At 57.3% G+C, this 22,257-nt stretch carries 24 protein-coding genes and 1 tRNA gene; 11 read left to right on the top strand and 14 right to left on the bottom strand.

The window, feature by feature from the left end; translation table 11 throughout:
• The first annotated feature begins 76 nt into the window (after positions 1–76).
• The 5 genes from AC1RN6_RS02385 (at position 77) to AC1RN6_RS02365 (ending at position 7,075) form a co-directional block, all read left to right on the top strand.
• Positions 77–1,690, top strand: coding sequence for a methyl-accepting chemotaxis protein (locus tag AC1RN6_RS02385; protein WP_493002771.1), 1,614 nt, complete (start codon positions 77–79; stop codon positions 1,688–1,690).
• A gap of 481 nt (positions 1,691–2,171) precedes the next feature.
• The gene (locus tag AC1RN6_RS02380) at positions 2,172–3,467 is read left to right on the top strand and encodes an MFS family transporter (protein WP_493002770.1); all 1,296 of its coding nucleotides are present in this window, start codon (positions 2,172–2,174) and stop codon (positions 3,465–3,467) included.
• A gap of 130 nt (positions 3,468–3,597) precedes the next feature.
• Positions 3,598–5,418 carry a sensor histidine kinase gene (locus tag AC1RN6_RS02375; protein WP_493002769.1) on the top strand — a complete coding sequence of 607 codons (1,821 nt, stop codon included), beginning with the start codon at positions 3,598–3,600 and terminating at the stop codon, positions 5,416–5,418.
• Entirely contained in the window at positions 5,418–6,794 is a 1,377-nt protein-coding gene (locus tag AC1RN6_RS02370; RefSeq protein ID WP_493002767.1) for a sigma-54-dependent transcriptional regulator, read from the top strand. Before AC1RN6_RS02375 ends, AC1RN6_RS02370 begins: the two co-directional genes overlap by 1 nt.
• 137 nt (positions 6,795–6,931) lie before the next feature.
• Positions 6,932–7,075 (top strand): hypothetical protein, encoded by a 144-nt coding sequence (locus AC1RN6_RS02365; protein ID WP_198361802.1) that lies wholly within the window; start codon positions 6,932–6,934, stop codon positions 7,073–7,075.
• 37 nt (positions 7,076–7,112) lie between these two features.
• Here the strand turns inward: AC1RN6_RS02365 and AC1RN6_RS02360 are convergent, their stop codons facing one another.
• The 3 genes from AC1RN6_RS02360 to gstA form a co-directional block, all read right to left on the bottom strand.
• On the bottom strand, positions 7,113–7,532 hold the full coding sequence (locus AC1RN6_RS02360; protein ID WP_493002765.1) for a hypothetical protein: 420 nt from the start codon (positions 7,530–7,532) through the stop codon (positions 7,113–7,115).
• Between the two features lie 98 nt (positions 7,533–7,630).
• Complete coding sequence (locus AC1RN6_RS02355; RefSeq protein ID WP_493002763.1) at positions 7,631–8,113, bottom strand: GDP-mannose mannosyl hydrolase; 483 nt, start codon at positions 8,111–8,113, stop codon at positions 7,631–7,633.
• A 107-nt stretch (positions 8,114–8,220) separates the two neighbouring features.
• The gene (gene gstA / locus AC1RN6_RS02350; protein ID WP_493002762.1) at positions 8,221–8,829 is read right to left on the bottom strand and encodes a glutathione transferase GstA; all 609 of its coding nucleotides are present in this window, start codon (positions 8,827–8,829) and stop codon (positions 8,221–8,223) included.
• 126 nt (positions 8,830–8,955) lie between these two features.
• Here gstA and AC1RN6_RS02345 point away from each other — a divergent pair, with 126 nt between their 5' ends.
• On the top strand, positions 8,956–9,360 hold the full coding sequence (locus AC1RN6_RS02345) for a winged helix-turn-helix transcriptional regulator (RefSeq protein ID WP_493002759.1): 405 nt from the start codon (positions 8,956–8,958) through the stop codon (positions 9,358–9,360).
• Positions 9,361–9,389: 29 nt separating this feature from the next.
• On the opposite strand, the gene AC1RN6_RS02340 is transcribed toward AC1RN6_RS02345, so the two are convergent.
• Positions 9,390–10,049 (bottom strand): thiopurine S-methyltransferase, encoded by a 660-nt coding sequence (locus AC1RN6_RS02340; RefSeq protein WP_493002758.1) that lies wholly within the window; start codon positions 10,047–10,049, stop codon positions 9,390–9,392.
• A gap of 123 nt (positions 10,050–10,172) precedes the next feature.
• Here AC1RN6_RS02340 and AC1RN6_RS02335 point away from each other — a divergent pair, with 123 nt between their 5' ends.
• Entirely contained in the window at positions 10,173–10,448 is a 276-nt protein-coding gene (locus AC1RN6_RS02335; protein ID WP_493002756.1) for a hypothetical protein, read from the top strand.
• A 156-nt stretch (positions 10,449–10,604) separates the two neighbouring features.
• Here the strand turns inward: AC1RN6_RS02335 and AC1RN6_RS02330 are convergent.
• From AC1RN6_RS02330 to AC1RN6_RS02320, 3 genes are all read right to left on the bottom strand, one after another.
• Positions 10,605–10,680 (bottom strand) — tRNA-Lys (locus tag AC1RN6_RS02330).
• 120 nt (positions 10,681–10,800) lie between these two features.
• Complete coding sequence (locus AC1RN6_RS02325; protein ID WP_493002754.1) at positions 10,801–11,625, bottom strand: class I SAM-dependent methyltransferase; 825 nt, start codon at positions 11,623–11,625, stop codon at positions 10,801–10,803.
• A 160-nt stretch (positions 11,626–11,785) separates the two neighbouring features.
• Positions 11,786–11,932 carry a hypothetical protein gene (locus AC1RN6_RS02320; protein WP_493002753.1) on the bottom strand — a complete coding sequence of 49 codons (147 nt, stop codon included), beginning with the start codon at positions 11,930–11,932 and terminating at the stop codon, positions 11,786–11,788.
• A gap of 335 nt (positions 11,933–12,267) precedes the next feature.
• Here AC1RN6_RS02320 and AC1RN6_RS02315 point away from each other — a divergent pair, with 335 nt between their 5' ends.
• Complete coding sequence (locus AC1RN6_RS02315; protein ID WP_493002752.1) at positions 12,268–12,963, top strand: P-loop NTPase family protein; 696 nt, start codon at positions 12,268–12,270, stop codon at positions 12,961–12,963.
• Positions 12,964–13,045: 82 nt separating this feature from the next.
• Here AC1RN6_RS02315 and AC1RN6_RS02310 read toward each other — a convergent pair whose 3' ends face one another.
• The 3 genes from AC1RN6_RS02310 to AC1RN6_RS02300 form a co-directional block, all read right to left on the bottom strand.
• Positions 13,046–14,239: a M20 aminoacylase family protein gene (locus AC1RN6_RS02310; protein WP_493002751.1), complete on the bottom strand. Its 1,194-nt coding sequence runs from the start codon at positions 14,237–14,239 to the stop codon at positions 13,046–13,048.
• A gap of 219 nt (positions 14,240–14,458) precedes the next feature.
• On the bottom strand, positions 14,459–15,256 hold the full coding sequence (locus tag AC1RN6_RS02305; RefSeq protein WP_493002749.1) for a transporter substrate-binding domain-containing protein: 798 nt from the start codon (positions 15,254–15,256) through the stop codon (positions 14,459–14,461).
• Between the two features lie 262 nt (positions 15,257–15,518).
• On the bottom strand, positions 15,519–16,013 hold the full coding sequence (locus tag AC1RN6_RS02300; protein WP_493002748.1) for a DNA-deoxyinosine glycosylase: 495 nt from the start codon (positions 16,011–16,013) through the stop codon (positions 15,519–15,521).
• Between the two features lie 109 nt (positions 16,014–16,122).
• Between AC1RN6_RS02300 and AC1RN6_RS02295 the strand changes: the two genes are divergently transcribed.
• The 3 genes from AC1RN6_RS02295 (at position 16,123) to AC1RN6_RS02285 (ending at position 17,966) form a co-directional block, all read left to right on the top strand.
• Positions 16,123–16,872, top strand: coding sequence for an SDR family oxidoreductase (locus tag AC1RN6_RS02295; protein ID WP_493002747.1), 750 nt, complete (start codon positions 16,123–16,125; stop codon positions 16,870–16,872).
• 29 nt (positions 16,873–16,901) lie between these two features.
• A complete protein-coding gene (locus tag AC1RN6_RS02290) occupies positions 16,902–17,345 on the top strand; it encodes an Mpo1 family 2-hydroxy fatty acid dioxygenase (protein WP_493002745.1) in 444 nt (147 codons plus the stop codon).
• A gap of 168 nt (positions 17,346–17,513) precedes the next feature.
• Positions 17,514–17,966, top strand: coding sequence for an outer membrane lipoprotein (locus AC1RN6_RS02285; RefSeq protein ID WP_493002744.1), 453 nt, complete (start codon positions 17,514–17,516; stop codon positions 17,964–17,966).
• Between the two features lie 108 nt (positions 17,967–18,074).
• On the opposite strand, the gene AC1RN6_RS02280 is transcribed toward AC1RN6_RS02285, so the two are convergent.
• The 4 genes from AC1RN6_RS02280 to htpG all read right to left on the bottom strand — a co-directional run bounded on the left by AC1RN6_RS02280 (position 18,075) and on the right by htpG (position 21,808).
• Positions 18,075–18,689: a GNAT family N-acetyltransferase gene (locus AC1RN6_RS02280; RefSeq protein WP_493002742.1), complete on the bottom strand. Its 615-nt coding sequence runs from the start codon at positions 18,687–18,689 to the stop codon at positions 18,075–18,077.
• Complete coding sequence (locus tag AC1RN6_RS02275) at positions 18,679–19,185, bottom strand: FUSC family protein (protein WP_493002740.1); 507 nt, start codon at positions 19,183–19,185, stop codon at positions 18,679–18,681. Before AC1RN6_RS02275 ends, AC1RN6_RS02280 begins: the two co-directional genes overlap by 11 nt.
• Positions 19,186–19,341: 156 nt before the next feature.
• Positions 19,342–19,743 carry a DUF1090 domain-containing protein gene (locus tag AC1RN6_RS02270; protein WP_493002739.1) on the bottom strand — a complete coding sequence of 134 codons (402 nt, stop codon included), beginning with the start codon at positions 19,741–19,743 and terminating at the stop codon, positions 19,342–19,344.
• A gap of 151 nt (positions 19,744–19,894) precedes the next feature.
• Positions 19,895–21,808, bottom strand: a complete 1,914-nt coding sequence (gene htpG, locus AC1RN6_RS02265) for a molecular chaperone HtpG (protein WP_493002738.1) — start codon at positions 21,806–21,808, stop codon at positions 19,895–19,897.
• Positions 21,809–22,257 lie beyond the last annotated feature (449 nt).

Below are 22,257 nucleotides of genomic sequence, written 5' to 3'. Positions count from 1 at the left end.
GCAGAGCAGGTAAGCAGCACGGGAATATCGAAAACAAGCCGCAGCAGCGGCGGAAACCAGGGATGAAAAACAAGCAATGAACATTATCGGAAACATGAAGATCGGCAAGCGCCTCACCTTGGGCTTTGCCGTCATTCTGGCATTCTCCATCGTGATTACCGGCATCGGCATCTGGCGCTTGCAGGCCGTATCGAGCGCCACGCGCGACATGATGAGCCAGCCGCTGCTGAAGGAACGTCTGATCGGCGACTGGTACGCCAATCTCGCCAGCGGTATCCGCCGCACCATCGCCATCGCCAAGAGCAGCGACCCGTCGCTCGGCCCTTACTTCGCGGCCGAGGCCGTTGCCTCCTCCAAGAGCTCCGGCGAATTCCAGAAGAAGGTCGAAGCGCTGCTGGAAACCGATGAAGAGAAGAAGCTGTTTCAGAAAATCGGCGAACAACGCAAAATTTACCTGACGTCGCGCGACGACATCAACAAAGCCAAGGCGGCCGGCAATATCGAAGAAGCCGAGCGCGTGCTGGATAAAGTTTTCGTGCCGGCCTCCAATGCCTATCAGGACACCATGCGTCAATTGGTCGAACTGCAACGCAAGGACATTGATGAGACCGCCAGGAGTATTGACGTGATCGCTGAAGAAAGCCGCGTCTTGCTGCTGGCGCTGGAAGGCCTGATTTTGGCGCTGGGAGTGCTGTGCGCGTGGTATCTGACGGTCGGCATCACACGCCCGATCAACACCGCGGTCGTTCTTTCGCGCCGCGTGGCCGAAGGCGATCTGACTGCCGAGGTCACCGTCAATAGCAAGGATGAAACCGGCCAGTTGCTGCAAGCTCTGCAGGATATGAACACCAGCCTGCGCGGTATCGTCACCAACGTGCGAAGCGGCACCGACACTATCGCCACTGCGTCGAGTGAGATAGCCGCCGGCAATCTGGACCTGTCTTCGCGCACCGAGCAACAGGCCAGCGCGCTGGAAGAAACCGCCTCGTCGATGGAAGAACTGATTTCCACCGTCAAGCAGAATGCCGACAACGCGCGCCAAGCCAACCAGCTGGCTGTATCCGCCTCCGAGATCGCTACTCAGGGCGGCGGCGTGGTCGGTCAGGTAGTCGACACCATGGGATCGATCAATGAATCGTCGCGCAAGATCGTCGACATTATCAGCGTCATCGACGGGATTGCTTTCCAGACCAACATCCTCGCATTGAACGCCGCTGTCGAAGCGGCGCGTGCCGGCGAGCAGGGCCGCGGTTTTGCGGTGGTTGCATCCGAAGTGCGCAGCCTGGCGCAACGCTCAGCCGCAGCAGCCAAGGAGATCAAAGTCCTGATCAACGACTCGGTGGAAAAAGTCGGCAACGGCAGCAAGCTGGTCGAGCAGGCCGGCGCTACGATGCAAGAGGTCGTCAATAGCGTCAAGCGCGTGACGGACATCGTTGGTGAGATCAGCTCCGCCAGCCAGGAGCAGACCACTGGCATTGAGCAGATCAACCACGCGATCACGCAGATGGATCAGGTTACTCAGCAAAATGCCGCACTGGTGGAGCAGGCCGCCGCCGCCGCCGCGTCGATGCAGACTCAGGCCGACAGTCTGGCGCAACTGGTGAGCGTCTTCACGATCAATGGCACACCGGCATTGCCGCAGGCGCGCCGCACTATCGACATCACGCCGAGGGAGCCGCGCTTGCCGTAGCCCGGCATGACGCTGTTCTGCGCATATCAAGCCCGGTTCTGCAAAGGTCCGGGCTTTTTTATCGGTTTTTTTATCGATTTTTTCCAGGATCAGGCTGGATATCCGGAATGCCTGCTTCTTCGATTCCGGTTTTCCGCACATCCGGCCCTTTGCATCTGCCGCCGGGATTTTTAAATCCTCTTTTAAATCAAGGGATTGCTGTTTTTTATCTGCCGTATCGCCGATTGGCACGAAGCCTGCATTAAGAACTCCAAAAAATAAAATCAGGAGACAGATGTGACGCCAACTTCCTCGCACTAAATCAACGTCCTTTTCTAGCTCTTGTCGCGCCGCTTCTGAATCTGAAGCGGATGGCGATTGCAGGCGTCTTTTTGCCCTCTTTCGGCAGCATACGGAATAAAGCGAGCATGTTCATCGACATGTCCTGCATGTGCCGTGTACCGCCTTCTTAATAAATACAGGGATACATCCGGAGATAACGATGATCAAGCAAGACCTTTCCAAAGCCGCTGATACGCGGCAGCGCATTTTCGCCATTCTGGGCGCCTCGTCCGGCAATCTGGTGGAGTGGTTTGACTTTTATGTCTACTCCTTTTGCGCCATTTATTTCGCCCCGGCATTTTTCCCCAAGGGCGACACCACGACGCAACTACTGAACACCGCCGGCGTGTTTGCTGCGGGCTTTCTGATGCGTCCGATCGGCGGCTGGCTGTTCGGACGCATTGCCGACAAGCATGGGCGTCGCCGTTCGATGATGATTTCCGTGCTGATGATGTGCGGCGGTTCGCTGATGATCGCCTTCTTGCCGACCTATGCCACGATCGGCACGGCGGCACCTTTCCTGCTGCTGGTGGCGCGCTTGTTCCAGGGCTTGTCGGTAGGCGGCGAGTACGGCACCAGCGCGACGTACATGAGTGAGGTCGCGCCCAAGAACAACCGTGGCTTCTTTGCCTCATTCCAATACGTCACGCTGATCGGCGGCCAGTTACTGGCGGTGCTGGTATTGGTCGTGATGCAGCAGACTCTGAGCAACGATGAACTGCGCGCCTGGGGCTGGCGAGTGCCGTTTGTGCTGGGCGCTGCCGGTGCGCTGATCGCGCTGTATCTGCGCAGCTCGCTGACCGAAACTGCCAGCGACGAAACTCGTAACAAGAAAGAAGCCGGCACCTTTGCCGGCTTGTGGAAGCACAGAGGCGCCTTCTTCACGGTGGTTGGTTTTACCGCCGGCGGCTCGCTGATGTTCTACACCTTCACCACCTACATGCAGAAATACCTGGTCAATACCGCCGGCATGAACGCCAAGACCGCCAGCGCAGTGATGACCGGTGCGCTGTTCGTCTACATGCTGCTGCAACCTTTGTTTGGCGCGTTGTCCGACAAGATCGGTCGTCGCAACATGATGTTGTGCTTCGGCGTGCTCGGCACTTTGTGCACCGTACCCATCCTGCATTTGCTGAAGGATGTTACCGATCCGTATGCCGCTTTCGGCCTGGCGATTCTGGCGCTGGCGATCGTCAGCTTCTATACCTCGATCAGCGGTCTGATCAAGGCCGAGATGTTCCCGCCGGAAGTGCGCGCCTTGTGCGTAGGTTTGTCGTACGCCGTGGGTAACGCAATATTCGGCGGTTCGGCGGAGTTCGTTGCACTGTCGTTCAAGTCGATGGGCATGGAGTCGAGCTTTTACTGGTATGTCTCCATCATGTGTGCGATTGCCTTGCTGATATCCTTCCGCATGAAGGATCCGACCAAGGTCGGCTACCTCAAAGATGAGGACTGATGTCTCTGCGGGAAGCATGTCCGTGCAGCGATCCGGGCAGGAGTGAGAGGGACGGGTATCATAGCGGGCACTGCCGCGGTGCTTTGATGCCCTGCCTTTACCCCATTCAGAACGGATCGATTTGCTTTCCATGACTTCTCGCAAGACTCCGATATTGGTGACCGTCGTCGCGCTGTGCGCGATGGCGGTTTTTTTTGCGACTTACGATATTGCCGCCGGCAAAGCCGGCAACGACTTGCGTGCCGCCGGTCAGCGCCAGCTGCAGCTCGTTGCGCTCGACCTGCAGTCGATACTCGACAAATTCGAGACCATGCCCTTCGCGCTGGGCGCTTTGGCTGACGTTGATCAGGTGCTGCATCATCCTGACGATGCCCAGGCGATTGCGCGGCTGAATCAGACGCTGCAATCAATCCAGCGCCAGTCGCGCGTGCTGGCGATTTATATGATGGACAACAAGGGCAAGACCCTGGCCGCCAGCAACTGGAATGAAGAGACCAGTTTCATCGGCCGCGATTTCGGCTTCCGGCCTTACTTCATTGAGGCGCTGGCCGGTCGCGCCGGGCGTTTCTACGGCATCGGCAATGTCTCCAGCGAGCCGGGATATTTCATGGCGCAGCCGATCTATCCGGCAGGCGTGCCGCGCGGACAGGGCGCACCGATCGGCGTCATGACCGTCAAAGTCGATTTGTCCGAATTCGAACACACCTGGCGCAGTAGCGATGACCCGATTACGCTGGTCGACAGCAGCGGAGTGGTGTTCCTGAGTAACCGGCCGCAGTGGAAATACCACAGCCTGCGGCCGCTCGACAGCCGCAGGCTGAAAGAGCTGGCCGGCACGCATCAGTACGCCGACCAGCCGATTACGTCGGTGGCTTCCCTGCGCAAGGATTTGCGGCGCGGTTTTGGCGAGCACATCATGCAGCCGATCTCCAGGCAAGGATGGCAACTGATGCTGTTTCCTTCCCAGGCACGCATTGCCCGCGCGGCCCTGTTGTGGGCGATGTGGGTGGCGCTGGTGATGGCGATTGCCGCCATTTCCTTGTGGGCGCTGTATCAGCGCAGGCGGCGTTTGCAAGAGCGGCTGGAATCGCGCGATGCCTTGCGCCGTGCGGCGCAGGAGCTGGATGCCACCATTGCGGTTCGCACGCAGGAGTTGCGCGTCGCCAATCAGGCACTCGAAGGGCGGTACGCCACGCTGAAGCACACCGAACGCATGTTGCGCTCGACCCAGAGCGAATTGGTGCAGGCCGGCAAACTCGCCATGCTGGGCCAGATGGCAGCCGGCATGACGCATGAGCTGAACCAGCCGCTGGCCGCGATCCGCGCCTTTGCCGACAACGCCGTGCAGTTCATGCGGCGCGACCAGCTGCCGCAGGTGGAAGAAAACCTCGAACACATCAGCAGCGCCAGCGCCCACATGGGCAAGATCATCGCCCAGCTCAAAGGTTTTGCACGCAAGAGCAGCGATGCCATCGCGGTGGTGGATTTGCCGCAGACCGTGGAGGCAGCCGTGCTGTTGCTGCGTAATGAATTCCAGCAACAGGCGGTCGCCATCGAGATCGACGTGCGCCATCCCGTACAAGTCATGGGTGACGCCGTGCGTACCGAGCAGGTGCTGATCAATCTGCTGCGCAACGCCATCGATGCTGTCGACGGCGTGGAGCTGGTGGCCGACAAGCGCGTGACCGTAATCCTCGACCGTGAAGGCAAGGAAGTCGTGATCCGCATCCGCGATACCGGAGCGGGCATTCCCGACGATGTGGCGCCGCACTTGTTTGAGCCGTTCTTCACCACCAAGTCCACCGGCAAGGGATTGGGGCTTGGTCTGGCGATTTCCTCATCGATTGTGCAGGCGATGAACGGCCAGCTGTCGGCGCACAATCTGCCGGAAGGCGGCGCCGAATTCATCGTGCGGTTGCCGGACATCTCAGAAACAAGCGGGAACAAATAATGGACAAGCAATCACCGCCGCCGGTCGCGCTGGCAGTATTGATCGAGGATGAGCAAAGCGTGCGCAAGGCCACCGCGCAGACGCTGGAACTGGGCGGTTTTACCGTGCAGGCCTGCGCCGATGCGGAACAGGCTCTGCCGCTGCTGCACGCAGGCTTTGCCGGCATCGTCGTCACCGACGTGCGGTTGCCGGGGCGTTCCGGGTTGGAAGTATTAGCGCATGTTGTCGCTGCCGATGCCGATCTGCCGGTGATCGTGGTGACCGGTCACGGCGATGTCGGCATGGCGGTAGAAGCGATGCGCGCCGGCGCTTACGACTTCATTGAAAAACCGTTCGCCGCCGAGCGCCTGGTGGAGACTGCGAAGCGCGCTCAGGAAAAACGCAATCTGGTGCTCGAAAACCGCCGCCTCAAAGAAGCCTGGCAAGCCGATCCCGATACGCCGCCGCTGGTCGGGCAGTCCGCCGCCATCGAGCGCGTGCGTACGCTGATCCGCAGTGTCGGTCCGACTGCCGTAGATATCCTCATCAACGGCCAGACCGGTACCGGCAAGGAAGTCGTGGCGCGCCAATTGCATGCCGCCAGCGAGCGCAAGGGACCGTTCGTCGCGATCAATTGCGGCGCATTGCCGGAGAGCGTGTTCGAGAGCGAAATCTTCGGCCATGAAGCCGGCGCCTTCACCGGCGCGCAAAAGCGCCGCATCGGCAAACTCGAATATGCCAACGGCGGCACGCTGTTTCTCGATGAAATCGAAAGCATGCCTATGGCCTTGCAGGTCAAGCTGCTGCGCGTGCTGCAGGAGCGCCGGCTGGAACGCCTGGGCGGCAACGAATCCATCGTCATCGATTGCCGTGTGATCGCCGCCAGCAAGGCTGACTTGCTGCAATTGAGCGGGCAGGGGACCTTTCGCGAAGATCTGTACTACCGCATCGGCGTGGTCAGTATCGACCTGCCGCAATTGCGCGAGCGGCGTGACGATATCCCGCTGCTGCTGGCGCACTTCGTCCATGCCGCTGCGATTCGATACGGGCGTGAAGCACCGGTATGGACGGCCGCGCAGATGGTGCAATGGCAGCAGCGCGACTGGCCGGGCAATGTACGTGAATTGCGCAATTTTGCAGATCGCTGGGTGCTGGGTGTGGCTGACGCTGCTGTGATGGACGCGGTTGCCGGCGGGATTGCCTTGCCACAGCAGATCGATGCTTACGAGCGCAGGCTGATCGAGGCTGCTCTGGCGGCCGCCGACGGCAATGTCGCGCTTGCCGCCGAACAACTGGGTATTCCCAGAAAGACGCTTTATGACAAGATCAAGAAATACGATCTGGCCACGATACGTGGAATCAGCGGAACCGGCGGAACCGGTGGCATAAGCGGCTGATCGCGCTATATTTAATGTATGTCCTTTGTTTTTGGCATGGGCTGAGTTAGACTTTTGGCCTAGGGAAATATTGGGTGCGATTCCAAGCTGCCTCGTTATCACCAAGCAGCATCGGACCCGTCAATATGGGGAATGTCATGAAGCGCTTTATCGCCTTGTCGCTGGCCGCCTGCATCGCTTTTATCTTGTGCGCCTGCGAACGTACAGAATTCGAAAAAAAATCCGAGCGTGACGCCGATGCGCGCCGTGCCGTCAACACCAAGCCAAAGCCACAATACTGATTGCAGCGATTGTGTTGAGTGCTGGTTCCGGAATGCCTCAGTAACGCTGCGGCCAGGATTTCGGCGTCTTGTACGCGTGGCTGACGACGATACGCGTAGCCGCAATCAGGCCGCTCAGCCCCAGCACCAGTTGCGTCAGCGTGTCGCCGGGCAGAGCCCAGACCGATGACCCGGGCGCAGCGACGCCTGTTGCCGCGGTAATTACCGGCGCCACCCATTCAGCCTCTTCGGTAACATCAAGCAGAATGTCGCCTTCGGAAGTGGTGTGCATATAGATTTCGCCGCCCAGCTCCATGCAAAAGCAGATCCCGTAGCCTTTGGTGTTGTCCTTCTTGACCGCCTGTTGCAAATTCCGGTTGTAGTTGTCTATCCACGCTTCCACGTCATAGGTGGTCGAGAGGACGATCCACGGGCGGGTAGGCTGGATATCGGCGGAATCCGGGTTCTGGTCTTGCATGGGGCGAGCTGCGAATGGATGGTCGTGTGAAGAGACGCATTATCGCCTTATTTCGAAATCGAATTGAAATTCATTCGATTGCCAGAATAGACGGCCCTTTAGGTTCGCCGGGACTGAAAGCCATTGATCGGCGTCGCCGAGAAATAGGCTTTGGTATTTTCATGCACAGCTTCACTGTGTAACAGGTCGTCAAGCTGCCACCATTGGAATTCGGCATGTTGCTCGTCTGTTGTCGCTATCGCGTCATCGGCGATGGTGCATTGGTAGCCGACGACAACGTAATGCGTACTGACGTCCGGCAATTCCAGTGCATTGTCTTCATAGAAATGTTCAAACACGCCAAGCAAGACGCCATCCTGAACCGGCTTGCCCAATTCGGTCATGGCGATTCGGTGCAGTGCATCTTCCAGATGCTCGCCCTTTCTGACACGCCCTCCGGGAACGAACCAATAGTGCTGTGCCGGGCGATTGCGTCGCTGGCCCAGTAAAATCTGCCCATCCCGGTTGCGGACAATCAAATCTATCGACAATAGCGGCGTGTGTTTGATGATTTGGCCGAAATCGTTACTGTTTAATTTCATGGCGAGTATGGGAAGGTCGTGACAATGGAATTGCAGTTTAGCGGACTTCCTGCGTGCTTAGCCAATATCTGCGCCGCTCCCATTTGATGTTTGAACTCAGCGAAGTCTCAATGGAAGGCCGCCTCGCGTTGCAGCGCCGCTTGTACTGAAGAACGTGCGCCGATGCGTTCCAGATAGGTGGCGATGGCTGGCCAGTCGTTGAGGTCGATGGCGAAGTACCGGGTCCATTGCAGCACGGTGAAGAGATAGGCGTCTGCCACGGTGAATGTCTCGCCGAGCAAATAATCGTGCTGCTGCAAGGTGCGGGCGATCTGGTCGAAACGTTTGTTCAGCTTGTCTTTGAATATCCGTTTTACCTCGTCCGGAATCTCCGCATTGAACAGCGGGCTGAGGCCGGCGTGGATTTCGCTGGTGATGAAGTTCAGCATCTCCTGCAGGCGCACACGTTCCCACGTGCCATTGGCCGGGGCCAATCCGGCTTCAGGCTTCAGATCCGCCAGATATTGCAGGATGGCGGGACCTTCCGTCAGCACTTCGCCATTGGCAAGCTGCAGCGCCGCGACATATCCCTTGGGATTGATCTTCAGGAAATCTTCGCCGTCCGAGGTCTGCTTGGTCTTGTTGTTGACCCTGACCAGATCGAACGGCAAGCCGAGTTCGTGCAGGACAATGTGGGGAGAGAAGGAACAGGTTTCAGGTGCAAAATACAGCTTCATACAATCTCCTTGATGGCAGGGAGAGGTATTATCTCGATGGTAGTTACTGTTGTATAGAAGGTAGTTTTTTGTGGTGTAGGTACAAAAACTATACCGCTGCTCGCGCACAGGGTTGAGGAAAAAGAGATGAAAGAAAACGTGTCCGGCTGTCCGGTCGAAGAAGCGATGAGTCTGGTCGGCGGCCGCTGGCGCATGTTGATTGCGCACTTCTTGCTCGACGGGCCGAAGCGGTTCAATCAACTGCGCCGGGACATCCCCAATATCTCGCAGCGCATGCTCACGCTGGAGTTACGCGCTTTGGAAGAATCCGGAATGGTCTTGCGCACCGTCTACCCGGAGGTGCCGGTGCGCGTGGAATACGCGCTGACCCGCGAAGGGGAAAGACTCAAGCCGCTATTGGAAATGTTGCACAGCTTCGGTCGCTGGCTGAAGGCCCGGCCGCCGCGTGAAGCGGCTGAGCCGGAAGCAGAGAGCGACGAGATGACACACAATGGCGTGACAAAGAGAACCATTAAAAGAATGGTGAAGTAAGCTCTCGTCGCAGCGCGAATGAACTGGCGCTAAATCCGGCGCTGGAGCTTGTATACCACCGTATCGAGCCGGCTCACGCCACGATCCAGAAACTTCGGTTCCTTCTCCAGAATATCGCGCCGATCAATGATGAGCGCGTCGGAATGCGCGGCATAAATCGCCTGCACCTCGGCGTCTTGCACCGAGAACGGCGGACCATCCATCTGTTCTTGCGGGTAATCGAGCGTGATCAGGATGCCGCGATAGTCGTTTGCCAACTGACCGCAGACATGCTGTGCATACTGCGCGCGCATTGCGGCAGGCAAGGCTACCAGCGCCGCGCGGTCATACACGCCGGAGCAGGTCGACAGGATTGCTGCGTCGAGCTTGAAGATATCGCCGCAGATGATCTCGATATTGCCCGCGACATAATGACTGCCGTATGCCGATTCATGGATCTGCGCCGACAGATTGTTCTCGCTGAAAAACTGCTCCACCGCCAGTTGCGACAATTCAGCACCCAGCACGCGATGCCCCTGTTCCGCCAGCCACACCATATCCAGTGACTTGCCCGCCAGCGGCACCAATACGCGGCTATCTTTTGGGAGTGCCAACGTCGGCCAATATTTTTGCAGCAGCGGCGTCACGCGCGTTTGATGAAAATGCGTGCGCCCGTCGCGCCAGCGCTCCAGCCAGAATTCTGCTTCCATGTTTTGTCCCGTCGAATTGTTTAGCGCTTATTGTACCGTCCGGGCGACGGCAAGCCATGGATGCAGCAGGGCAAAACAGCGCTACCTTTCATGTTAGGATTCGACGATCTCATGGAGGAACAAATGGAAACACCAGAAACACCGGCAACACCAGAAGTCCCCGCAGCGCCAGACGCATGGGCAGAACGCGCCAGCGAATTGATGGCAAAAATCGAAGTCATGCTCGAGGTACAGCTCGGCGAATATGAGTTGCTGAATTCGAAGCTTGAAGAGTGGAAAAAGAATCCCGGCCAGGAGTGGCTGACCATGGCCGACTATGAGCCTTGGCAAAACGCCCTCAAGGCGCTTGAGGAAGCGCAGCGTGAATTTGATGCGCACATTGCTACTCGTTCAGAGTAACTTGATTTGAAAACATGGCCGCCATTGCGCGCGGTCATGCTGCAGTCTGGGAAACAGTCAATTAGTATTCGTCGTTGCGAACACATATCGAGTTTGCGATTGCTTCGCGCAAAAGAAAAGGACTTGAATCTTTCGATTCAAGTCCTTTGTATTCTTTGGTGGGGCGTGAGTGGCTCGAACACTCGACCTACGGATTAAGAGTCCGCTGCTCTACCAACTGAGCTAACGCCCCCCGATGAAGAGGCGTGATTATAACCTGATTAATTTCAAACTTGGAAGCCCCTTTTTGAAAAAATCTAAAAAATAATGGATTCCCTCTGAAAACGCGGTCAACTGCACCGCAATCGGCAAACTAGAAATTGCTCTTGATCCCATTCACCCACGATTTCGCCGGCAGCCTGGTGGTGGCGGTGATGGCGGCTGCGCGTTCATACAGGGCGGGGAAATCCGGCTCGAACTTGTTCTTGAAGGCGAGTGCCACGACGTTGCCGTCGTGGACTTCCGGCAGCGAGATCACCTGGTCGAAAGCGTAGCGCATCGCCTTGAGGTTCTTGGCGTAGCTGGGATGGTCGCCGAACAGGTTGACCGTCATCACGCCGTTTTCGCTCAGGCTGTCGCGGCAGGCGACGTAGAACTCCGGTGTATCGAGCACCGGACCGCGTGCGGTGGCGTCGTACAGATCGACTTGCAAGGCGTCTATCGTGCCTGCGCGTTGCGGGTCGAAGATGAAATCGTTGGCATCCATTTCGAGGATGGACAAGCGGTCGTCTTCCGGCGGCAGTTTGAACATGCTGTTGCAGATCCCGATGACCGAAGGATTCAATTCCACCGCAGTCACGCGCGCTTCCGGAAACTGCCGGTAGCTGAATTTGGTCAGTGCCGCAGTGCCGAGGCCGAGCTGCACGATGTTTTCCGGCGCGTCGTTGAACAGCATCCAGCTCATCATCTGCTGGGCGTATTCCAGTTCGATCCAGTCGGGTTTGCGGATACGCATGGCGCCCTGTACCCATTCCGTGCCGAAGTGCAGGTAGCGGATGCCGTCCTGTTCCGACAGCGTCACCGGGGCAAATTTGGGTTTGCGCGGTGCAGCGGCTTTCGGTTTTGATTTTTCCTTGTCAGGACCGGGTCCGGCTTTGGTATTGGCTTGCGCCTCAATGGATTTTCTTCTGATTAACATGATGATGCCCGAATTCGAATGCCGAATGATACCTTGTCGGGCGATCTTGCACCGGCAAGCCGCCGACGCGATTGAGCGACACGTAGTCGTAGAGGTCGAAGCTCTTGCCATTGGATTTAAGGACGAAATTCTTCTGTTGCTTGTCGCTGGCCGGCAGCGGCTAGGCGTTGCCGGAGGCGGGAGCGGTGCGCGTCGACAGCAGGCGGTCGATATTGCGGAAAGTGTTGGCCTGGAGTTGCAACAAGGAAATTCCGGGTGGCGCGCAGGACAATTCTTCCACCGCCGTGACATGATCGTCGGCTGTCATCGGCTACACTTCTGCCATGCTGAAAAAAATACTCTTCATTCTCAGGCTGGCTATCGTCTTCGCCGGCATCGTTTTGTTCGGACGAGCAGTGGAGTACCTCATTTTGAACGGCGGATTCAACGGCTCGTTTTACGACATCATTTTTTTCCGGTCCTGATGCCCGCTGGTGTGTTTCTGCACCGAGTTGACGCAGCGCGATTGCTGTCTCAGCTGCGCATGCCGCGCACCTGGCGTGCATGTCATGGCATCATCCTTGCAGCATCGAAGCAATGTAGCAATGCAGCATCGCATTATCGTTTTAGCGCTACCCACCTGACAATAAAGGATCCACAGAAATGAGTCACATCCACTTCATCGGTGGCGAAAAAGGCGGTGTTGGAAAATCGCTGGTCTCCCGCGTGCTGGCCCAATACTTCATCGATTGGAATATTCCGTTTTTCGGTTTCGACACGGACAAGTCGCACGGTGCGCTGCTGCGCTTCTATGCAGATTTTTCCGCTCCGCTGGTGCTTGACCGGCATGACAGTCTTGATCCTATCATCGAACGTGCGCTGGAAGACCCGCAGCGCCGTATTCTGGTTGACCTTGCGGCCCAGACTCAGCAGTCGCTTTCGGCATGGATAGAAGATTCCGGCGTACTCGATTTTGCGCAAGAACAGGGAATGACGCTGACGTGGTGGCACGTCATGGATACAGGCCGCGATTCAGTGGATCTGCTGAAGAAGTGGCTCGATCAGTTCGGTGGGCGACTCAAGCTGGTGCTGGTGCTTAATGAACTCCGCGGTGATCGCTTTGAAATTCTGGAAGCGTCCGGTGAGCGTGAGCGCGCCGAAAAACTTGGCGCGAGCGTGGTGTCGCTGCGACGCCTGCCCGACACGACCATGCAAAAAATCGATCAGCAAAGCGCGAGCTTTTGGGCGGCCCTGAATCAGCCGGGCGGTGCGAATGCCGGACTCGGCATGTTGGAACGCCAGCGCGTTAAAGTTTGGCTAAACCGCGCTTACGCCGATATCGGCAAGCTTGCCTTGTAGGGAAATACTCGAAGCAGCTGGAATGAAATACCGGCTGCTTCGGACTTGCAGGTTTGAACTGAACGCGCGCGAATATCGAATATCAGTTCGCCGCCAAGAACGCCTCCGCCAGCCTGACCCAATAGGTTGATCCGATCGGGAGCAGATCGTCGTTGAAATCGTAGCTTGGATTGTGCAGATTGCATGGGCCGATGGCATGGCCGATGTCGCGGTGGTCGCCTTCGCCGTTGCCGATGAATACATAGCAGCCCGGCTTGTGCAGCATCATGTACGAAAAGTCTTCACCCGCCATCGACGGTTCGACATTGGTGTTGACCTGTTCCACGCCGACGATGCTTTGCATCACGCCCACGGCGAAGGCGGTTTCCTTGGCGTGATTGACCAGCGGCGGATAGCTGCGCAAAAGTTTGAACTCGACTTCGGCACCGAAAGCAGCGGCGGTGTGTGTGGCGATATCGTGCATGCGGCGCTCAACCAGATCCAGCACTTCCATGCTGAAGGTCCGCACGGTGCCGCTCAGCGTGGCGTTGTCCGGAATCACGTTGATGGCGCTGCCGGTATGAATTTGGGTCACTGACAGTACTGCAGAATCATTGGGGTTGGTATTGCGCGCGACGATGGTTTGCCAGCTGATGGCAATCTGCGCCGCCACGATCACCGGGTCAATGCTTTTGTGCGGCTGCGCTGCGTGCGAGCCCTTGCCCTTGACCGTGACTTCAAACGCGTTGCTCGACGCCATGATCGCACCGGGGCGCACGCCGAAACTTCCGACCGGCATACCCGGCCAGTTGTGCATGCCGAAGACGGCATCCATCGGGCATTTCTCGAACAAGCCATCCTTGATCATCTTGTCGGCACCGTGGCCGCCTTCTTCTGCGGGCTGGAAAATCAGATAAATCGTGCCGTCAAAATTGCGCTGCTTTGACAGATGATGGGCCGCGCCGAGCAGCATCGCGGTATGGCCATCGTGGCCGCAGGCGTGCATTTTTCCTGCATGGCGCGAGGCGTGTGGGAAAGTGTTGAGCTCCTGCATCGGCAATGCGTCCATGTCGGCGCGCAGGCCGACGGAGCGTTTGCTGGTGCCGTTCTTGAGAATGCCGACTACGCCGGTGCCGCCCAGACCGCGCAGGATGGGAATGCCCCATTCGGTCAGTTTGGCGGCGATGGTATCGGCGGTGCGGTGCTCTTCGTAACGCAGTTCTGGATGCGCGTGCAGATCGCGGCGGATCTGCTGGATTTCCGATTGAAATCCGACAATGGGATCGATTAACTTCATGGGGACCTGCCTTTGTGTTCTCTTGCGTGTTTGATTCCGGATGCGGATTGCAATGAATACCGCCATCGGGAACCTGGATAAATCTACTGCGCAACCTTATTTCGTTGCTGTGACATCAGTCATCATTCGCTGTTCGCCATCACATGGTGTGCGCCAATGCTGCTCGCTGCACGTGATGGCTTATAGAAGTTCTTTGTGGCCCTGCAGTTTTACATTCGCTTATTCAAACTGCTTTGCCATTTTTTCCGGCAGTGGAACGTTGAGCCATTTCTGCACGATCGCATTCAGCTCGTTGTTCTTTTTCGCTTGGGTCAATGCAGTATTGACCTTGGCCATCAGCGCTGGTTCATCCTTGAGCAAGCCGACGTAGCAGCCGGATTCCTGAATGACGTATTTCATTTGCGGCTTGTTGGAAGGCATCTTTTCGGCCAGCGCAACTGCAACAAAATCACCGGTGCCGACCAGTTGCACCTGACCCGACAGATAGGCGGAAATCATGCCGTTGTTATCTTCGTAACGTTTGATGGTGGCGCTGGAAGGCGCTGTTTCGGTAAGCTGGATATCCTGGAAAGTGCCGCGCGCGACACCCACGACTTTGCCGGCCAGATCGGCAGGACCCGCAACCTTGAGGTTGGCCGGACCGAAGACGCTATTGTTATACGGCGAATAGGGCTGCGAGAAAGCGATCACTTTTTCGCGCTCGGCATTTTTGCCCAGTGTCGAAATGGCCAGATCCGCCTTATGCGTTTGCAGGTAAGCGATGCGGTTTGCGCTGGTGACCGGCACCAGTTCCAGTTTTAGCCCCATGTTCTTAGCGATCAGGGTGGCCACGTCAATGTCCAGGCCTTGCAGTTTCAGGTCGGATGTCACTGAACCAAACGGCGCAAAATCCTGCGGTACGGCAATACGCAACACGCCGCGTTTCTGGATATCGCTCAGCGCATCGGCATGGGCGTTGGTTGCAGCGATGGAAAACAGATTAATGGACAACAACAGCAGCAGCTTTACAAATTTCATCGGTATCACCTGAGATATATTGATCAAGGCCGTTCCGGCATGAAAACGCCAGAGCGGATGTGCAAAAATAAGATTTCAATTAAGCAATATATATGCCACGGCTTAAAGAAAACCTGGAGAATTTGCTGCGCGCCACACTCACGCTGTGATTTGAACGTAGTCCCTATGTGGCGATGTCTATCCTACCTGAAGTCATGCTATGAGATTGCGCCTCTCCTGTTGATGTTCTGTTCGACGGGTTTCATGTCACAGATGCGGGCGGTCAGGCGTTTGCGATTTTCAATTGGTCCCATTCGCTTTTTTTCTCCGCATAAGGGCGGGTAAAAGCGGGGCTGCTCGACGGCAATCTGATGATCCGATAATTGTTTGCGATATCGCCCAAGGCCTTCAGGCCAAGCTTCCCGGCGGTGCCGCCATTGAAGGCAATGATGCGCAACCGGGGCAAGGTGCTCAGGAGCTGGATCAGGTCGTTGTGAACATGCTCGCGGATATTGCTGTCGAGGCTTCCCTCCCGTCGCGCTTCGGCGACGACATCCCACAAACCGACACCGTTTTCCAATAGCGTTTCCAGCCGCTGCGGGTACGGCAATGACACCAGGTCGGTGCCGATCACATCGGACATCAATGCCCAGAATTTGTTTTGCGGATGCGCGTAATACTGGCTGTGCGCCAGCGACGCTTCGCCGGGCAGGCTGCCGAGGATCAGCAAGCGGGTGTTGGCATCGGTGACGTGAGGAAAGCTGCGTTTGCGCGACATGGTAATGAAGGATGATGTTGAGCCCGGCGGCAACACGGCCGGGTGAATAAGGCTACACTATTCGGCGGAGGTTTTCTTCATCCACACCAACTCACAAGGATAACTACATATGGGACAACCAGTCATTATCGTCACCGGCGGCAGCCGCGGTATTGGTGCTGCAGTTGCACAATCGGCAGCGGCACGCGGCTATGCCGTCGCCATCAGCTATGTATCGAATCGCGCCGCGGCTGATGCCGTGGTGGACGGCATCGTCAAAGCCGGCGGACGCGCCATTGCGGTCAAGTCGGACGTCGCCGTCGAGGCGGACATTCTGCATCTGTTCCAGACCGTCGACAAAGAGTTGGGCACGCTCACAGCGCTGGTCAACAATGCCGGCATCCTTGAACATCAGACGCGCGTCGAAGAAATGACTGCGGAACGCATCAACCGCGTGCTGCTGACCAACGTTACCGGCAGCTTCCTGTGCGCGCGCGAAGCGGTGCGCCGCATGTCGACCAGACACGGCGGCAAGGGCGGCGCCATCGTCAACCTTTCGTCGATGGCGGCCAAGCTGGGCGGCCCCGGCGAATACGTTGACTATGCCGCCTCGAAAGGTGCGATTGACGCCTTCACTATCGGCTTGTCGAAGGAAGTTGCCGCCGAAGGCATTCGCGTCAATGCGATTCGTCCAGGTCTGATTTACACCGACATCCACGCCAGCGGCGGTGAAGCCGGGCGAGTCGATCGCCTCAAGGATGCGGTGCCGATGAAGCGCGGCGGTACTGCCGAAGAAGTCGCCAACGCCGTCTTGTGGCTGTTGTCCGACGAGGCATCGTACGCTACCGGCACTTTCATCGATGTATCGGGCGGCCGCTGATCAGCTGATCATTTCGTCTGGAGGCAGACATGAGCGTTATCACCCATCGCCGCATCGACCTCTTGCTGGCGCGTTATGCGGAAAGCCATTGCCATCCGCTCAATGAAGCGATTCACTGTATCTGCGTGCCCGCCATCGTGCTGTCGCTGCTCGGTTTATTGTGGGCAGTGACGCCGGTGCTGGCGGCAGTAGTGGTTGCCGTATCGCTGGCGTATTACTTCATCCTGTCGCCGTCGTTTGCGATCGGCATGCTGATTATGGCGGGCGCGATGCTGTTGATCTTGTCGCAGCTGCCAACCGCATCGGTGGTGCCGGCTTCGGTCGCGATTTTTGTAGCGGCGTGGATAGGGCAGTTCATCGGGCACAAGGTCGAAGGTAAGAAACCATCGTTTTTTGAGGACTTGCGGTTTCTGCTGATTGGCCCGCTGTTCGTACTGAGCCTGCTGTACCGGCATTGGCGCATCCCGTATTAAGTCAGAACGGGCGGGGGAACGAATCGCGCAAATCCGGGTCAAGAGGCGGTCTGTATTAAAATATCAATAGTTGTTTGCGGCAAGTGCTGCGCCCGAAAGCGGCGTCGGTATTGAATCTGCTGCAAAGACATCGCCCCGGAAGGGGCATACTTTCCGTCGGAGTTTTGCATGAAAAAATTGATCCTCATCGCCGCCATCAGCTCGCTCGCAGCAGGTTGCGCCGTTACGCCGAATTCGGCCAGCGTCTACAACACCCGTCAGGCTCAGGGCGAACAAACGGTGCGCATGGGCGTGGTTGAGTCGGTGCGCAACGTCACCATCGACAAGGGCGCCAGCGGCGTCGGCACGGTGGCCGGCGGCGCACTGGGCGGCATCGCGGCCGGTTCTGCGATCGGCGGCGGCAATGGTGCATTGGCAGCCGGTATCGTCGGCGCACTGATCGGCGGCGTGGCCGGCAATCAGGTAGAGTCGCACATCGCCAACAAGCCAGGCCTGGAAATCACCGTGCGTCTGGATAACGGCGAACTGCGCGCCATTACGCAAGACGCGGATGAAATCTTCCGCGTCGGTGAACGTGTCCGTCTGTTGTCATCGGGCCGCACCACGCGTGTGACGCACTAAACATTGGCACCAAGCATCGGGAGGTCTGCAATCGCAAACTTGCCTGATCGCCGAGTGCTAAAGAAACCGCCGCCGGTTCAGCCCCAACGCTGACCGGCGGCGGTTTTTTTATGAGCGTTCGTCAAGCAGTCCGGTAGATCCGGTCAGTCCGCCGGCAGCGGTATAGGCCGACTGCAGCAGCCACTGTTCGCGGCGCAGGCGATACAGCACATGCACTCGCAGTGGATGCCCGGCAGGCAGGCGCGGATGTTCGAAGTTTTCTTCCACGCGGGTGTGCATGCCGATGCGCCGCATCACCGCTTGCGAGCGTTTGTTGCCGGCAGTGGTGAAGGAAACGATTTCCTTCATGCCGAGTACATGGAAGGCGTGGCTCAATACCGCTTGTGCGGCTTCCGTTGCATAACCCTTGCCCCAGGCCTGCGGCACCAGTCGCCAGCCGATTTCCACCGCCGGCGTGAAATGTGCATCGAACGGCACCCGCAACAAACCGACGAAGCCGGCAAAAGCCAGCTCGCCGGGAATCTCCAGCACCCACAGGCCGAAGCCGTGTTCGCTGATGTGCTCTTCGATACGCTGCACCAGATAATCGCTCTCGCTGCGGCTGAGCACGGCGGGAAAATAGCGCATCACTTCCGGATCGGCATTCATCGCCGCACACGGCGCCAGATCGCTTTTGCGCCAGGGGCGCAGCAAGACCCGTGAGCGCCGTGCGTCAGTCGACATGGCGCAGACGATTGACGAAGCCGATGTACACCACGGTCTGTAGCAGAGCGACCGTGCTGCCGGTGATTACCTCGGCCACGCGCAGCAAGGCCAGATGCAATTCCTCATGCAAGCCGCCGCCGGCGAATGCCGCTGACATCAGAATCACCACCGTCGCCGGGCCGAGGCGCCAGTTGGTGGGATAGTTTTGCCACAGCATCGCGACCAGCACTGCTGTCGTCAGCGCGATCAGCATCGACAGGAAGGTCGCGCCGAAGATGATCAGGCACAGACACGCGATGATGGCGCCGGAGATCGTATTGATGAGCCGTGCGCGGAAGTTGGCTTTGGCGATCATCATGTCAGGTTCGGTCACGATGATCAGCGAGATCATGGCCCAGTACGGCTCCGGCAAGCCGACCGCGCGCAGGCCGAACCACAGGATCAGCGAGCCGCTGAGAATCTTGATAAGGTAGACCAGCGCGTTCTTGCGCGGCGAGAGGAAATGGAATTCCATGTTGTCGTTGTGTGATGAGGCGCATCCTTGCCGGGGATGCTGCTTCCATCGTATGTCGGGTGATGCAGAATATCAGATGCGGTAACCGGTCATATCGATTGCCGGTAGCCGGCTACCGCAAGTTTCAGCGTGCTGATTGTTTTGTTCGACTACTGCCTACCTGGAAAGCGCATCCTTGGCGGTTTGCAGTTCGGCTTCGGCATCTTTCAGTTTCTTTTCCTGCTGAGCGATCTTTTTGGCCTTGCCCTTGGCTTGTGCTTTTTCCAGATCGGCTTTGCGGGCAGCGACTTTTTCTTCCTTCTTCTTGACGTCGGCTTCGCGCTCACGGCGCAGGCCTTCGTCGGTGCAATGGCTTTCCAGATTCTTCTGGGCGATCTTCAGCTTGGCTTCCTGAGCTTTGTTGCCATGGGCATGCGCCTGTTCGATTTGCATTTGCACATCTTGCTTCTTTGCGGCGCATCCGGTGAGACCGGAATCTGCGGCATAGCTTGCAGATGCGGTGCTCAAGCCGCCCAATGCGATGACGAGGCCAAACGAAATAACCGGGGATATCTTCATGACTCGGCTCCTTGCCGTGAGGGAATGTCGTCCTACTGTATAGGAACAGACATCGGCATTGCAACAGGAAATCCATCGTAAAAAATGAGGTCTGAAATGACTGCGGCGACCCGAAGGCCGCCGCAGTCTGTACCTGGCGCTGTTGTCGGTATTATTTCGACGCCATTCCCAGCAGCATGTCGTTGAGGCGTTTGACGAAGCCGGACGGATCCGTCAGCGCGCCGCCTTCGGCCAGCAGAGCCTGATCGAACAGGATGTTGGCCCAGTCGTCGAACTTGGCTTCTTCATACTTCAGGCGTTGCACCAGCGGGTGATCCGGGTTGATTTCCAGAATCGGCTTGGCGTCCGGCGCAGCTTGTCCGGCAGCCTTGAGCATGCGCACCAGATTGCCCGACAATTCGTCTTCGTCCGCCACCAGGCAGGTCGGCGAATCGGTCAGGCGGAAGGTCACGCGCACATCCTTGGCCTTCTCAGCCAGCGAGGTCTTCATCTTCTCGACCAGATCCTTGAACTGGGTCTCGGTTTCTTCGTGCTGCTTTTTCTCGGCTTCGTTTTCCAGCGAGCCCAGATCGAGTCCGCCCTTGGCCACCGATGCGAGTTCCTTGCCCTCGAAATCCTGCAGGAAGGACAGCATCCATTCGTCCACGCGATCGGTCAGCAACAGGACTTCCACGCCTTTTTTGCGGAAAATTTCCAGATGCGGACTGTTCTTGGCCGCATGGTAGTTCTCGCCGGTGACGTAGTAGATCTTGGTTTGACCTTCCTTCATGCGGCCGATGTAATCGGCGAACGAAGTGGTCTGTGCATCGGAATCATTTTGCGTCGAAGCAAAGCGCAACAGTTTGGCGATGCGCTCCTTGTTGGCCGCGTCTTCGCCGATGCCTTCTTTCAGCACCTGGCCGAATTCGGTCCAGAAACCGGCGTACTTGTCTTTCTGTGCCTGCTCGTCGCTGTTGGCCAGTTCTTCCAGCAGGCTCAGCACGCGCTTGGTCGAACCTTCGCGGATCGCCTTGACGTCGCGCGACTCTTGCAGGATTTCACGCGAAACGTTCAGCGGCAAATCGGCCGAGTCGATCACGCCCTTGACGAAGCGCAGGTAGACCGGCATCAGTTGTTCGGCGTCGTCCATGATGAACACGCGCTTGACGTACAGCTTGATGCCGCCGCGCTTGTTGCGGTCCCACATGTCGAACGGCGCGCGGGTCGGGATGTACAGCAGCTGGGTGTATTCGCTGCGGCCTTCGACGCGGTTGTGCGTGTAAGCCAGCGGCGCGCCGAAGTCGTGCGAAATGTGCTTGTAGAACTCTTCGTACTGTTCAGGCGTGATGTCCGACTTGCTGCGCGTCCACAGGGCGCTGGCCTGGTTGACGGTTTCCAGTTCGTCCTTCTGGACGGTTTCTTTCTTCTCTTCGTCCCATTCTTCCTTCTGCATCAGGATAGGCAGGGAGATATGGTCAGAGTACTTGCGGATGACGGACTTCAACTGCCACGAGGACAGGAATTCGTCTTCGCCTTCGCGCAGGTGCAGGATGATGTCGCTGCCGCGGTTCGGTTTGTCGATCGCTTCGATCGAAAACTCGCCGGCGCCTTCGGATTCCCAGCGCACGCCTTCATTGGCCGGTGTACCGGCGCGGCGCGTTTCGACCGTGATGCGGTCGGCGATGATGAAGCCGGAGTAGAAGCCCACGCCGAACTGGCCGATCAGCGCTGCGTCCTTTTGCTGGTCGCCCGACAGTTTCGAGAAAAACTCCTTGGTGCCGGATTTGGCGATCGTGCCCAGATGGGAGATCGCTTCATCGCGGTTCATGCCGATGCCGTTGTCGGAGATGGTGATCGTGCGTGCCGCCTTGTCGAAGCTGACCTTGATCTTTAGTTCAGGATCGTTCTCGAACAGCGCGCTGTTGTTGATCGCTTCAAAGCGCAGCTTGTCGGCGGCGTCGGAGGCGTTGGAGATCAGTTCGCGCAGGAAAATTTCCTTGTTGGAATACAAGGAGTGAATCATCAGTTGCAACAGCTGTTTGACTTCGGCCTGAAAGCCCAGGGTCTGTTTCTCGGGTGCTGCCATGTACTTACCTCGTAAATAAAAGAGTAGTTTTTTGACCACGTCTCAGGGAATGCCTGAGTGTCGCGACCGCGTATTGTAAGGAGAATGCGGCTAATTGGGCGATTTTCAATGGACTGCGGAAGAAATTGTTTGCGAGCAATGAAGTGCACGAACGGTCGTATATGTAACCATAAATTCATATTTCCCTTGAAGAAACTTGATAGAATTTATTGTTTTTTTTGTAACGCGAGCAGCTTGTTTTTGATGCCTCACGTATAATTCGGCAGCAACTAAATGCCCCAAAAGAATACACAACAAGAAAATATGGCAGTTACCGGGGACGATCGAAGTCGCTCTGTTTGATGGCTTGTTGAATTTCTTTCGTATGAGGGGAGGGGGACCAGTTCTCATGCTGGTCTGTTGTATCTGATAATGACATATAGAAGAAACACGAAGTTAGTCCTTGGTGC

Source organism: Herbaspirillum sp. GW822-FHT03A08, from assembly GCF_058801885.1.
Note: the sequence above shows the minus strand (reverse complement) of the source record. Positions and strands in the feature narration are given on the sequence as shown.